Origin of the sequence: Xanthobacter lutulentifluminis (assembly GCF_043194675.2) — a bacterium.
Taxonomy (GTDB): domain Bacteria; phylum Pseudomonadota; class Alphaproteobacteria; order Rhizobiales; family Xanthobacteraceae; genus Xanthobacter.
Genome location: NZ_CM195525.1, coordinates 4,417,277 through 4,429,630, shown reverse-complemented (window position 1 = coordinate 4,429,630; position 12,354 = coordinate 4,417,277). Strand labels below are relative to the sequence as shown.

Genomic DNA, 12,354 nt, shown 5'->3' with positions numbered 1-12,354 from the left:
ACCGACGCCCGCCGCACCAGTCACAATGGGGTGTCACGGCGGTATCGGGGCGCAGGGCACCACACATGAAAATGCCGGCCCGGAACGACCGGGCCGGCATGTCTCATTGCATCAGGCCGGGGCGGATCAGGCCGCCAGCGAGCGCAGCACGTAGGGCAGGATGCCGCCATTGCGGAAGTAGTCGAGCTCGTCCAGCGTATCGATGCGGCAGATGAGGTCGACGTTCTTCACCGAGCCGTCGGCGAACTTGACCTCGGCGGTCAGGGTCTGGCGGGGCTTCAGGTCACCCTCGATGCCCTTGAGGGTGACGATCTCGTCGCCCTTGATGCCGAGGGTCTGCCAGCTCTCGCCGTCCTTGAACACCAGCGGCACGATGCCCATGCCCACCAAGTTCGAGCGATGGATACGCTCGAAGGACTGGGCGACCACGGCGCGCACGCCGAGCAGCTTGGTGCCCTTGGCGGCCCAGTCACGCGACGAGCCGGTGCCGTACTCCTTGCCGGCGAACACCACCAGCGGCACGCCCTCGGCCTTGTACTGCATGGCCGCGTCGTAGATGGGCAGCTGCGCACCGTCCGGGTAGTGGATGGTCACGCCGCCTTCCACGCCGGGCACCATCTGGTTCTTGATGCGGATGTTGGCGAAGGTGCCGCGCATCATGACTTCGTGGTTGCCGCGGCGGGTGCCGTACTGGTTGAAGTCCACCGGGCGGACCTGATGGTCGATCAGGTACTTGCCCGCCGGCGACGCCTGCTTGATGGAGCCAGCCGGCGAGATGTGGTCGGTGGTGATGCTATCGAGGAACAGACCCATGATCCGCGCGTCGATGATGTCCTTCACCGGCTCGGGGGTCTTCTGCATCCCGACGAAATAGGGCGGGTTCTGCACATAGGTCGAGGCATCCTGCCAGGCGTAGGTCTGGCCGGTGGGCACCTCGATCTTCTGCCAGTGCTCGTCACCCTTGAACACGTCGGAATACTTCTCCTTGAACATCTTCTTGGTGACGTTCTCGCGGATGTATTCGGCGACTTCCTTGTTGGACGGCCAGATGTCCTTGAGGAACACGGGCTTGCCGTCCTTGTCGGTGCCGAGCGGCTCGGTGGTCAGGTCGACCTGCAGCGAGCCGGCCAGCGCATAGGCCACCACCAGCGGCGGGGAGGCGAGGTAGTTCGCCTTCACGTCGGGGTTCACGCGGCCCTCGAAGTTGCGGTTGCCGGAGATGACGGCACCGGCGACGAGGTCGTTCTTGTTGATGGCCTCGGAGATCGGCTCCGGCAGCGGGCCGGAATTGCCGATGCAGGTGGTGCAGCCGAAGCCGACCAGATTGAAGCCCACCTCGTCCAGATACTCCTGCAGGCCGGCGGCCTTCAGGTAGCCTTCCACCACCTGCGAGCCGGGCGCCAGCGAGGTCTTCACCCACGGCTTGGACTTCAGGCCCTTCTTGGCGGCCGCCTTGGCGAGGAGGCCGGCGGCGATCAGCACCGAGGGGTTGGAGGTGTTGGTGCAGGAGGTGATGGCGGCGATCACCACATCACCATGGCCGAGCGTGTAGTCGGTGCCGGTGACGGGCACGCGCTTGGCCGCCTCGCCGGGCTTCTTGAACTCGCCTTCCAGGGCGGAGAGGAAGCCGGTCTTGGTGTCGGAGAGCAGCACGCGGTCCTGCGGGCGCTTGGGGCCGGCCAGGGACGGGAGCACGGTGTCGAGATCGAGCTCCAGCGTGTCGGTGAAGACCGGATCGGGGGTCTCCTTCTTGCGCCACATGCCCTGCGCCTTGGAGTACTTCTCCACCAGCGCGACGCGGCTGTCCTTGCGGCCGGTCTCGTCGAGATAGTCGATGGTCTCGCGGTCCACCGGGAAGAAACCGCAGGTGGCGCCGTATTCCGGGGCCATGTTGGCGATGGTGGCGCGGTCGGCGAGGGAGAGGTGCTCCAGGCCGGGGCCGTAGAACTCGACGAACTTGCCCACCACGCCCTTCTTGCGGAGCATCTGGGTGACGGTGAGCACGAGGTCGGTGGCGGTGATGCCTTCCTTCAGCTTGCCGGACAGCTTGAAGCCGATGACCTCGGGGATGAGCATGGAGATGGGCTGGCCGAGCATGGCCGCCTCGGCCTCGATGCCGCCCACGCCCCAGCCGAGCACGCCGAGGCCGTTGACCATGGTGGTGTGCGAGTCGGTGCCCACCAGCGTGTCGGGATAGGCGACCTCGACCTTCTTGCCGTTGATGTCTTCCTTGCGGGTCCACACCGTCTGGGCGAGGTATTCGAGATTCACCTGATGGCAGATACCGGTGCCGGGCGGGACGACGCGGAAGTTGTCGAACGCGTTCTGGCCCCACTTCAGGAAGCGATAGCGCTCCTGGTTCTGCTTGTACTCTTCCTCGACGTTCTTGCCGAACGCCTTGTTGTCACCGAAGAAGTTGACGATCACCGAATGGTCGATGACGAGGTCCACCGGGACCAGCGGATTGATCTTGGCCGGCTCGCCGCCGAGGGCCACCATCGCGTCACGCATGGCGGCGAGGTCCACCACGGCCGGAACGCCGGTGAAGTCCTGCATCAGCACGCGGGCGGGGCGGTAGGCGATTTCCTTCTCCGCCTTGCCGCGGTTGTTCAGCCAGTCGGCGACGGAGATCACGTCTTCCTTCGTGACGGAGCGGCCGTCCTCGAAGCGCAGCAGGTTCTCGAGCAGCACCTTCATGGAGAACGGCAGGGCCGAAACGCCCGGAAGACCGTTCTTCTCGGCCAGCTCAAGGCTGTAATAGACGTATTCCTTGTCGTCTACCGTCAGGGTGGTCCGGCACTTGAAGCTGTCGAGGGAAGTCACGGCGCGATAACTCCGGTTCGATGATCGACCCAGCCGAGACGCCGCTTGTGGCGAGGCAGCATCGGCTGAGCCACCTTGGACGGCGCGGTTCGAGGGCTTTATAGAGCCATTTCAAAGCGCGGTCATGCGCTAACAACAGCTAATGTGCAATGCATCAAAAGCAGGGGGCAACTGCCCATGGCCGTGACGGCTCTGGTGGGTGAAAAGCTGGGGTGCCGCAGGGGCTTCAAGCTGCTGTTCGAGAACCTCGACCTGCGCGCCGAGCCGGGCCGCGCCCTCCTGGTGGTCGGGCCCAACGGCGCCGGCAAGTCCTCGCTGCTGCGCATCCTCTCCGGCCTGCTCGGCGCCACCGCCGGACAGGTCCGCCTCGACGGCGCCGACGACGGCGCCGTGGGCGAGCACATCCACTATCTCGGGCACGACGACGCGGTGAAGGGCGCCCTGACGGTGGCGGCCAACCTGTCGTTCTGGCGCACCGTGCTGGGGCCGTCCGGGCTTGCGGTGGAGGACGCGCTGGAGGAGGTCGGCCTCGGCGGGCTCGGCCGCCTGCGCGCGGCGGTGCTCTCGGCCGGGCAGAAGCGGCGCCTCGCCATCGCCCGGCTGCTGGTGTCGCGCCGGCCGGTGTGGATCCTCGACGAGCCCACCACCGCGCTGGACGTGAAAGCACAGGCGCGCTTCGCTGCTTTCGGGCGCGCGCACCTGGCGGAAGGCGGCATCCTGGTCGCGGCCACCCATGCGCCGCTCGACCTTGGCGAGACGGACGAGATGCGGCTCGGGCGGGTGGCGGCATGATGGGCGCCTTCCTCGCCATCGTGCGGCGCGACCTCGCCCTGTCCCTCGGTTCCGGCGGAGGCGCGGGCCTCGGCGTGGTCTTCTTCCTCAGCGTGGTCACCGTGATGCCGTTCGCGGTGGGGCCGGACCTCGTGCTGCTGGCCCGCATCGGCCCGGCCATCCTGTGGATCGGCGCGCTGCTGGCGAGCCTGATCGGCCTCGAGCGCCTGTTCGCGGCCGATGCGGAGGACGGCTCCCTCGACGCCATGATGCTCTCGGCCCTGCCGCTGGAGCTGGCCGCCGCGGCCAAGGGCCTCGCCCACTGGCTGGCCACCGGCCTGCCGCTGGTGCTGGCCGCGCCCGTGCTGGCGCTGATGCTCAATCTGGAACCGGCGGCCATCGGCGCGGTGGTGCTGACCCTGCTGGTGGGGACCCCCGCCGTCACCTTCCTCGGGCTGGTGGGCGCGGCCTTTGCGGGCGCGTTCCGGCGCGGTGGGCTGCTGATCGCGGTGCTGGTCATCCCGCTCGCCATTCCGGTGCTCATCTTCGCCGTGTCGGCGACTCAGGCGGCGGTGACGGGGCCGGTGCCGTTCGGCACGCCGTTCCGGGTGCTGGCGGGCCTCTCCCTGTTCTCGCTGGTGCTGGGCCCGGTGGCCGCTGCTGCGGCGCTGCGGGCATCGCGGGCCTGAAACGGCGGGACATTCCGCTACGGAATGTCCTGCTCACCCTTCCTTTACGGTGACGGCGTCACAATCTCGCCCGTGCCGTTGAGGATAAGTCATGGCAACCGTCCTGCCTGTCGCCATCGAAAGCCATGTCGTGAACGCCCCTGCCCCGGTTCCCAGCGCCACGACCGCCATCGAGGCGGAGCGCGCGCCGACCATTCTCGTCTTCGATTCCGGGGTCGGCGGGCTGTCCGTGTTCCGCGAGGTGGCCCGGGTGCGCCCCGATGCGCGCTTCGTCTATGCGGCGGATGACGCCGCCTTCCCCTATGGCGCCCTGTCCGACGACAAGCTGGTGGCGCGGGTCGATCACGTGATGGACCGCCTGATCGCGCAGGTGGCGCCGGATCTGGTGGTGATCGCCTGCAACACCGCCTCCACGCTGGCCCTGCCGGCGCTGCGGGCGCGCCATTCCATTCCCTTCGTCGGCACCGTGCCGGCCATCAAGCCGGCCTGCATCGCCTCGCGCACCCGGCGGGTCAGCGTGCTGGCAACCCCCGGCACCGTGCGCCGCGACTATACCGCCGCGCTGGTGCGGGAGTTCGCCGCCGGCTGCGATGTCGCCCTCGTGGGCAGCGACCGCCTCGCCGCCCTCGCCGAGGCCGCCATGGCCGGCGAGGCGGTGGACGACGCCGAGATCGCCGCCGAGATCGCCCCCTGCTTCGTCTCCGCCGGCGGCCGGCGGACCGATACGGTTGTGCTCGCCTGCACCCATTATCCGCTCATCGTCGACCGGCTGGCGCAGCTTGCCCCGTGGCCGGTCACCTTCGTCGATCCCGCGCCCGCCATCGCCCGGCGGGTGACGCAGCTGATCGGCGCCGGTGTCGCGCCCGATGTGCCGGAGCCGGTGCGGCTCCTGTCCACGCTGCGGCCGTTCGAGACGGCCCGCATTCAACCCATCCTGGGACGGCCAATGGCCGCGCCCGAGGTGCTGGCGCCGGCCGGGACGCCGCTCGCCGCCGCCAGCTGACCTCTCCTGCCGAGGGCCGACATGACCCGCGACACCGACCGCCTCGCCCCCCATCCGCGCGCCATCGACCGCCGCTCCTTCACCACCGCGCTCGTCGCCGGGCTGGCGGGCGGGCTCGTGGGTGGCCTTGCGCCGACCACGCCCGCCTTCGCGCAGCAGTCGGCGCAATCCTTCCCCAAATGGGTGGAGACCTTCCGGGCCCGAGCCCGCGCCCGCGGCGTCTCGGACGCCACCTACAACCGCGTGTTCAATGGCCTGAAGCCGGATACCAGCGTCTACGCGCAGGACCGCAACCAGGCCGAGTTCACCGAGCAGACCTGGCAGTACCTCAACCGCCGCGTCTCCGACTGGCGCATCAGCACCGGCAAGCAGCGGGCGCGCCAGTATGCCGGCCTGCTGGAGCGCATCGAGACGGCGTTCGGCGTCGATCGCCGCGTCATGCTCGGCTATTGGGGCATGGAGAGCGCGTTCGGCGACGTGCTGAGCAATCCGGCGCACATGAAGCCGGTGTTCCCCTCCCTCTCCGCCCTCGCCTGGGGCGACGCCCGCCGCCGCAAGTACTGGGAGACGGAGCTTCTCAACGCCCTCGTCATCGTCGAGCGCGGCTGGGGCACGCCGCAGGAGATGACCGGCTCGTGGGCCGGCGCCATGGGGCACACCCAGTGGATGCCCGAGGTGTGGCTGAACATGGGCGTCGACTTCGACAACGACGGGCGCATCTCGCCCTTCGGCAAGCCCGACGACGCCCTCGCCGGCACCGCCAATTATCTGGTGAAGCGTGGCAAATACCGCCGCGGCGAGCCCTGGGGCTTCGAGGCCAAGCTACCCATGGGCTTCAACACCGACTTTGCCGACAACAAGACCCGCCGCCCCCTCTCCCAGTGGGGCGAGATGGGGCTCGTCACCGTCGAGGGCCAGTCGCTCGGCGGCTACGACGAGCCGGCGCGCCTGTGGCTGCCGGGCGGACCCGGCGGGCCGGCGCTGCTGCTGCTGCACAACTTCTACGCCGTGCGCTCCTACAATCCGTCGTCCAACTATGCGCTGGCGGTGGTGCATCTGGGTGACCGGATCATGGGCGACGGGCCGTTCGTGACGCCCTGGCCCGGCGGCGAGCGGGCGCTGACCCTGCAGGAGCTGCAGGAGGTGCAGCAGCGCCTCACGGCCGCAGGCTTCGACACCGGAGGCACCGACGGGCGGGTGGGCGCCGATACCATGCGCGCCGTGCGGGCGTTCCAGCAGAAGGCCGGCATCGCCCCGGCGGACGGCTACGCCTCCATCGCCGTCCTCACGGCGCTGCGGCAGGGGCGGTAGGACCGCCGCTCTCTCCCGCCTGCTTCAGGGCCGACAGGACGGCGCGATTCGGCCTCCTGCGCGCGACCATGCCCGGCATGGACGGGCTCCAGACACAAAAAAGGCCGGCACGGGCGGGCTCCAGAAACAAAAAGCCCGGCACGGGCGGGCGCCAGACACAAAAAAGGCCGGCGCGACGCCAGCCTTTCCGTTTCTCGCGCCGTCGCAGGACCGGGGCAGCCGACCCGGGTCGTCGCGACCGCGCAGCGTCCGCAGGTCAGCCGCGGGTCGAGCCCTTGCGGCGCAGGCGCACCACCACGTCCACGCGCGCCACCTCATAGCCCTCGGGGGGCTCGGGCAGCAGGTCCACGTGGACCTCGCGCGCGGGGATGTCCATCAGGTCGTTCTGGCCTTCCAGGAAGAAGTGATGGTGATCGGACGCGTTGGTGTCGAAATAGGTCTTCGAGCCATCCACCGCGAGCTCGCGCAGCAGGCTGGCCTCGGTGAACTGGTGCAGCGTGTTGTAGACGGTGGCGAGGGACACTGGGAAGCGCGCCTTGATGGCTTCCTCGTGCAGGATTTCCGCCGTCACGTGCCGGTCGCCCTTGGCGAACAGCAGCCAGCCCAGCGCCAGACGCTGGCGGGTCGGCCGCAGGCCCACCTCCTTCAGCATCTCGCGCACGTCATGGAACGGACAGCCCGTACGGCGGGCCGAGTTGATGTCCCGCAGCTGGGCCACGGGCAGAACCGGCTCGTCCTGCCCTTCGGCGGGCGCCGGAACGCCAATCATGGATCGGGTCTGGGTCATCTCGTTCATTTCGGCTGCAATCTTCGTAGCTATCACCAAAATATGCCGGCGCCGGAGAAACGCAATGCGAATGCCTCCGAAGACGACTTGCAACTTTATACCGCACTGCGAACAGCCGCGCCATAGAGGTGCCCTTGAGTAAGAAGTATTCCAAGGTGGCCGGCCGGCGCGCGGGCCGGCCTCACATGCGCGATATCGGGGTCCGCGCCTGATGGACACGGGGCGCGTCGCGGTCTAATCGCCCCTGCGGGGAAGGGCGTCCGCGAAGGGCGGCCCGGAGGACAGAGCCCGTGCTCCAGCGTCTCGATGAAACCGCCGCCCTGCTCGTGGTGGCAGGCTCGGCGCTCGCCCTCGCGGCGGCCTGGTACTTCCAGCTGGTGGTAGGCCTTGCGCCCTGCCCGCTCTGCCTCGACCAGCGCATCGCCTATTATGTCGCCGTGCCGCTGGGCCTTGTGGCCTATGGCGCGGCGCGGGGCGGACGAGTGCGCGTGGCGCAGGTCATCCTCGGCCTTCTCGGCCTCGCCATGGTGATCAACATGGGCATCGCCATCTTCCACGCCGGCGTGGAATGGCGCCTGTGGGAAGGCCCCACCACCTGCACCGGCGCGCCGGTGATGACCGGCAACGTGCTGGGCGCGCTGAAGGGGGCGCGGGTGCCGCGCTGCGACGAGGCGGCGTGGCGGCTGTTCGGCCTCTCCATGGCCGGCTGGAACGCGCTGATCGCCGCCGGCCTCGCCGTCGTGGCCTTCACGGGCGCGACAACCCGCCGCAAAGACGCAGGCGCGGCATAAGGCCCGCCCGGTCGCGACGTACCGTTCGATGGCGGGAATCGGATGGAGTGCGATGGCTCGGAGGGCCGGCGATCAGGGATCGAGCTCGGTATCCCAGTAAAGATAATCCAGCCAGCTCTGGTGCAGGTAGTTCGGCGGGAACTGGCGCCCGTTCTGGTGCAGGTCATGCACGGAGGGCTGGAACGGCATCTGCGCCGGCCACATTCCGACGTCCCCGGGCATGTGGCTGCCCTTGCGCAGGTTGCAGGGGGAGCAGGCGGCGACGACGTTTTCCCAGGTGGTCTGCCCGCCCCGGGAGCGGGGGATCAAGTGGTCGAAGGTCAGGTCGTCGCGCGAGCCGCAATACTGGCAGGAGAAGCGGTCGCGGAGGAAGACGTTGAAGCGGGTGAAGGCCGGTTGTCGGGTGGGCTTCACGAACGCCCGCAGCGAGACCACGCTCGGCAGGCGGATCTCGAACCCGGGACTTCGCACCGCCTTGTCGTAATACTCGACGATGTTGACCCGATCGAGAAAGACCGCCTTGATCGCATCCTGCCAGCTCCAGACCGACAGCGGGTAATAGCTCAACGGGCGGTAGTCCGCGTTGAGCACGAGCGCTGGCCAAGCCCCGGGTGACAAAGCAGTGGTCAAGGACCGAACTCCTCGTCTTCCGCATTCGAATCGCAAGTGACGATCCCGATGCGCGGGCGATACTCTATATGCTCCGTGTCAGTGTTGTGAAGCCGCGCGGAATTCACGCACCGCGCGCGTTGGATATTACCGTACCGCCGCTGGCGCATCCGCCGGCATCTGCGGCCGGCGCCTAACGCCGGCTTGGCCGCAGGAATTCGGCCAGGAAGGCGCCGCCATGCGCGAGCCCGGCATCGTCGATGCCGTGGCCCAGCCCGTGGCTGAGGTGCCATTCCGCCGGCACGCCGGCCGCCGCCAGCCCCTGCGCCGAGGCGAACAGTGCCTGTGCCGGGATCACCTCGTCCTCCGAGCCGTGCACCAGCAGCACTGGCGGGCGCACCGGCAGCTCGCCCGTCCCGCCGCGGCCGGCGGCCGCCTCCACCCACAGGCCGGAATAGGCCACCACCGCCGCCGGCGCCTCGGCCGCGGTGGTAGCGACCTTCAGCGCCATCATGGCCCCCTGGCTGAAGCCGACGAGAGCGAGACGGGAGGCCGGCAGGTCGTATTTCGCAAGCTCCGCCGCAAGGAACTCCCGCAGCAGCGGCGCGGCGGCCTCGGCACCCCGGGTCAGCTCGTGCGGGTCGCGGAAGGTGAGCGGGAACCACTGCCGCCCCACCGGCGCCTCGCCGCAGGGGTCCGGAGCATGGGGGGAGACGAAGGCGGTGCCGGGCAGAAGCTCGGCCCAGGCATTGCCGATGTCGATCAGGTCGCGCCCGTCCGCACCATAGCCGTGCAGGAACACCACGAGGCTGTCCGGCTCGCCGCCGGAGCGGGGCCGCAGGCGCGGGCCGTCAAGGATCGGCTCATCGAGCGAGACACCGTCGAGGGGAAAGGGCATCAGGGCCACCGTGTGCGATCAGGCCGGGGCGCCCAGCCGCGCCCGCCGGGCGCCATAATAGGCCCACAGCAGATGCGCCGCCACGCCGCGCAGGGGGCGCCAGTCCTCGGCGATGGCGCGCAGGCCGTGCGGCGTGCAGCGGCCGGGCAGCCCGAAGCCCTCCCCCAGCGCCACCTGGAGCGCGAGGTCGCCCTCGGGGAACGCATCCGCGCGGCCGAGGCAGAACAACAGGTAGATGTCCGCGGTCCATGGCCCGATGCCCGGCAGGCGCGTCATCAGCTCCGCCGCCTCATCCGCCGGCAGGCGCGCCACCACGTCGAGGTCCACAGCGCCGTCGGCGAGCGCCCGGGCGATGCCGGTGAGGGTGCGGATCTTGGGCGCCGAAAGCCCCGCGGCGCGCAGGGCCTCAGGTGTCGCGGCGAGCATCGCCTCCACGGACGGGGCGCCGCCCAGCGTGAGCTCCAGCCGGCCTTGGATGGCGCGGGCGGACGCCACGGAGAGCTGTTGCGCCACCACCACGGAGGCAAGGCCGGCAAACCCCGGCTCCCGCCGCCGCAGGGCCGGGCGGCCCGCCACCTCGGCCAGCGGCACGAGGCGCGGGTCGAGATGGAGCAGCGCATCGAACGCGCGGTCGAACGTAGGCTGGTCGGCAAGGTGCGGCTCGTCCATCATGCACTCCCAGCGGCGCACGCCGTCGGGAATCTCGCCCGCGCGTGCCCTCAACGTTCCACCGCCCCATGCCGGACCGACCGCCCGTGACGGCCCCTGCCCCGCCCGCAAGTCAGACCGCAAGTCCGCTCGCACGTCCGCTCGCGGCCGACCCGCGCCCGCCCCTGCCGGGACAGCGGATCACCTGCCGGTTCGCGCCCAGCCCCAACGGGCGGCTCCATCTGGGCCACGCCTGTTCCGCCCTCGTCAACAGCGAGGCGGCGCGCCGCATGGGCGGCACCTTCCTGTTGCGCATGGAGGACATCGACGCCACCCGATGTCGCCCGGAATTCGAGCGCGGCATCCTCGACGACCTCGCCTGGCTGGGCGTGGCGCCGGATGCCCCGCCGCGCCGGCAGTCCGAGCACTTCGCCGATTATGCCGCCGCCCTCGCGCGGCTGGAGGCCATGGGGCTGGTCTATCCCGCCTTCGAGAGCCGGTCGGACATCGCCCGCGCCGTGATCGAGCAGGAGGCGGCGACCGGCCGCCCCGCCCCGCGCGATCCCGATGGCGCACCGCTCTTTCCCTTCCCGCGCAACGCCTTGGGTGCGGCCGAGCGCGCCGCACGGCGGGCGGCGGGCGCGCCGTTCGTGCTGCGTCTGGACATGGCGGCCGCCATCGCCGCTGCCGGTGGTCCGCCCGGATGGGCGGAGGCACAAGGCGCGCCGGAAGGCCCGCTCCGGCGGGTGCAGGGAGATCCCGCGGCATGGGGCGACGTGGTGCTGGCGCGCAAGGACGTGCCCACCTCCTATCACCTCTCCGTCGTGGTGGACGACGCGGCGCAGGCGATCACCCATGTCATCCGTGGCATGGACCTGTTCCACGCCACATCGGTGCACGTCCTGCTGCAGCGCCTGTTGGGCCTGCCGACGCCGGTCTACCACCACCACCGGCTGATCCTGGACGACAGCGGGCACAAGCTCTCCAAGAGCAACAGCGCCACCAGCCTTGCCGCCCTGCGCGCGGCGGGCGTCACCCCCGAGGACGTGAGGGCGCGGCTGGGGTTTGCCCCTGCGGCTCAGCCCACGCCGAGGATGTAGAGCCACACCGCCACGGTCAGCACCGCGAGACCGGTGGACATGGACACCGCCGTGGTGGAGGTGGCGACCCCGATGCCGTAGCGCTGGGCCAGCAGATAGCCGTTGATGCCGCTCGGCATGGCCGCGAACAGCACGGCCACGCCGGCCCACACCGGCGGCATGGCGAACACGAAGGTGACCGCGAACACCGCCGCCGGATGCACCACCAGCTTCAGCAGGCAGATGACTGCGGAGGGCGCGAGATCCCCGCCCGCCATGCCGTAGCGCTTCAGCGACAGGCCGAGCGAGATCAGCGCGCAGGGGGTGGCCGCGGCGGCGAGCAGGTCCACCATCTGCTTGGGGATGCCCGTCGCCTGAACGCCCACCACCCGCGCCAGCGCCCCGGCATAGATGCCGATGAGGATCGGGTTGAACGCCAACGCCTTGAGCAGCCGCAGGACCGTGGCCCGCGAGAAACCGGCGCTGCCCTCCAGCAGAACGGTGGCGGCCACCAGCATCACCGGCAGATGGATCGCGATGAGCAGGAACAAGGGCACCGCGCCCTCGTCGCCATAGGCCTTGAGGATCAGCGGCACGCCCACGAACACCGTGTTCGCCTGCCCCGCCGCGAAGCCATGGATCACCGCCTCCTTGTGGCCGCGGCCGAACAGTCGCCGGGCCGCCACCATGGCCAGCCAGAACACGAAGAAGGCGCCGGCGAAATAGGCGATCCAGTAGCCCCAAGGCTGCGCCTCCGGCAGCCGGGATTCGCTCAGCGTCTTGAAGATGAGCACCGGCACCGAGAGGCTGAAGACGAACTCGGCGAGGCCGTCGGTCGCCCGCTCGCTCACCAGGCCGACTCGGGCGGAGAGATAGCCCACCGCCACCATGCCGAAGACCGGCAGGACGATGACGGCGATGTCGGCGAGGGTGGCGAGCATGGCG

General features: G+C 69.8%; 12 protein-coding genes. 6 read left to right on the top strand and 6 right to left on the bottom strand.

The features are described 5' to 3' along the window. Nucleotides 1-126: 126 nt before the first annotated feature. On the bottom strand, nucleotides 127-2,823 hold the full coding sequence (gene acnA / locus V5F49_RS20465; RefSeq protein ID WP_394115115.1) for an aconitate hydratase AcnA: 2,697 nt from the start codon (nucleotides 2,821-2,823) through the stop codon (nucleotides 127-129). A gap of 177 nt (nucleotides 2,824-3,000) precedes the next feature. Between acnA and ccmA the strand changes: the two genes are divergently transcribed. The 4 genes from ccmA to V5F49_RS20445 all read left to right on the top strand — a co-directional run bounded on the left by ccmA (nucleotide 3,001) and on the right by V5F49_RS20445 (nucleotide 6,597). Further along, a complete protein-coding gene (gene ccmA, locus V5F49_RS20460) occupies nucleotides 3,001-3,615 on the top strand; it encodes a heme ABC exporter ATP-binding protein CcmA (protein ID WP_394115114.1) in 615 nt (204 codons plus the stop codon). Continuing rightward, the gene (ccmB, locus tag V5F49_RS20455) at nucleotides 3,615-4,283 is read left to right on the top strand and encodes a heme exporter protein CcmB (protein ID WP_394115386.1); all 669 of its coding nucleotides are present in this window, start codon (nucleotides 3,615-3,617) and stop codon (nucleotides 4,281-4,283) included. Before ccmA ends, ccmB begins: the two co-directional genes overlap by 1 nt. Before the next feature lie 91 nt (nucleotides 4,284-4,374). Beyond that, nucleotides 4,375-5,286: a glutamate racemase gene (gene murI / locus V5F49_RS20450; RefSeq protein WP_394115113.1), complete on the top strand. Its 912-nt coding sequence runs from the start codon at nucleotides 4,375-4,377 to the stop codon at nucleotides 5,284-5,286. 21 nt (nucleotides 5,287-5,307) lie between these two features. Further along, entirely contained in the window at nucleotides 5,308-6,597 is a 1,290-nt protein-coding gene (locus V5F49_RS20445) for a lytic murein transglycosylase (protein WP_394115112.1), read from the top strand. Nucleotides 6,598-6,853: 256 nt separating this feature from the next. Here V5F49_RS20445 and irrA read toward each other — a convergent pair whose 3' ends face one another. Further along, entirely contained in the window at nucleotides 6,854-7,393 is a 540-nt protein-coding gene (irrA, locus tag V5F49_RS20440) for an iron response transcriptional regulator IrrA (RefSeq protein ID WP_394115111.1), read from the bottom strand. A gap of 281 nt (nucleotides 7,394-7,674) precedes the next feature. Between irrA and V5F49_RS20435 the strand changes: the two genes are divergently transcribed. After that, the gene (locus V5F49_RS20435; protein ID WP_394115110.1) at nucleotides 7,675-8,175 is read left to right on the top strand and encodes a disulfide bond formation protein B; all 501 of its coding nucleotides are present in this window, start codon (nucleotides 7,675-7,677) and stop codon (nucleotides 8,173-8,175) included. Nucleotides 8,176-8,247: 72 nt separating this feature from the next. On the opposite strand, the gene V5F49_RS20430 is transcribed toward V5F49_RS20435, so the two are convergent. The 3 genes from V5F49_RS20430 to V5F49_RS20420 form a co-directional block, all read right to left on the bottom strand. Continuing rightward, complete coding sequence (locus V5F49_RS20430) at nucleotides 8,248-8,805, bottom strand: HNH endonuclease (protein ID WP_394115109.1); 558 nt, start codon at nucleotides 8,803-8,805, stop codon at nucleotides 8,248-8,250. 172 nt (nucleotides 8,806-8,977) lie between these two features. Continuing rightward, nucleotides 8,978-9,682 carry an alpha/beta hydrolase gene (locus tag V5F49_RS20425; RefSeq protein ID WP_394115108.1) on the bottom strand — a complete coding sequence of 235 codons (705 nt, stop codon included), beginning with the start codon at nucleotides 9,680-9,682 and terminating at the stop codon, nucleotides 8,978-8,980. An 18-nt stretch (nucleotides 9,683-9,700) separates the two neighbouring features. After that, the gene (locus V5F49_RS20420) at nucleotides 9,701-10,351 is read right to left on the bottom strand and encodes a DNA-3-methyladenine glycosylase family protein (RefSeq protein ID WP_394115107.1); all 651 of its coding nucleotides are present in this window, start codon (nucleotides 10,349-10,351) and stop codon (nucleotides 9,701-9,703) included. A gap of 164 nt (nucleotides 10,352-10,515) precedes the next feature. Between V5F49_RS20420 and gluQRS the strand changes: the two genes are divergently transcribed. Further along, the gene (gene gluQRS, locus V5F49_RS20415; RefSeq protein ID WP_394115385.1) at nucleotides 10,516-11,430 is read left to right on the top strand and encodes a tRNA glutamyl-Q(34) synthetase GluQRS; all 915 of its coding nucleotides are present in this window, start codon (nucleotides 10,516-10,518) and stop codon (nucleotides 11,428-11,430) included. Here gluQRS and V5F49_RS20410 read toward each other — a convergent pair. Continuing rightward, a complete protein-coding gene (locus V5F49_RS20410) occupies nucleotides 11,409-12,350 on the bottom strand; it encodes an AEC family transporter (RefSeq protein ID WP_394115106.1) in 942 nt (313 codons plus the stop codon). The two genes, gluQRS and V5F49_RS20410, sit on opposite strands and share 22 nt — an antisense overlap. Between the last annotated feature and the right edge of the window lie 4 nt (nucleotides 12,351-12,354).